This is a genomic window from Microbacterium sp. AISO3, from assembly GCF_002204305.1.
GTDB lineage: Bacteria > Actinomycetota > Actinomycetes > Actinomycetales > Microbacteriaceae > Microbacterium > Microbacterium arborescens.
Map to the genome: position 1 here is coordinate 1 of NZ_NHRF01000208.1, position 386 is coordinate 386.

At 59.6% G+C, this 386-nt stretch carries 1 protein-coding gene; it reads right to left on the reverse strand.

The genetic code is table 11. The annotated features are described in order from the left end of the window. A partial coding sequence (locus CBF90_RS16995) for a DNA gyrase subunit A (RefSeq protein ID WP_277921449.1) occupies positions 1 to 386 on the reverse strand: 386 nt, incomplete at both ends.

Below are 386 nucleotides of genomic sequence, written 5' to 3' on the forward strand. Positions count from 1 at the left end.
GCTCCTAACAGCACAGTGCGACGCGGAGTGCCGTATTTGGACGACACTTCGACCAATTCTCCGGACACCACGCGACGCAACTCGGCCTTATCATTGACGATGAGCGTTAGCCCTTCGATGCGTTCGCGCAGTTCGTCACGCTCAGATTCCAGTTCGATAGTGGAGAACTTGGTCAGGCGGCGCAGCTGCATGTCCAGGATGTAGTTGGCCTGCACCTCGTCGAGGTCGAAGGTTCCCATGAGGCGGGTACGGGCTGCTGCGGCGTCTTCGGAGGAGCGGATGATCGCGATGACGTCGTCGATGTCGACGATGGCCAATAGCAGACCCTCGACGAGGTGCAGCCTGTCCTGGGCCTTGTTGAGTTGGAACTTCGTGCGTCGCAGGGT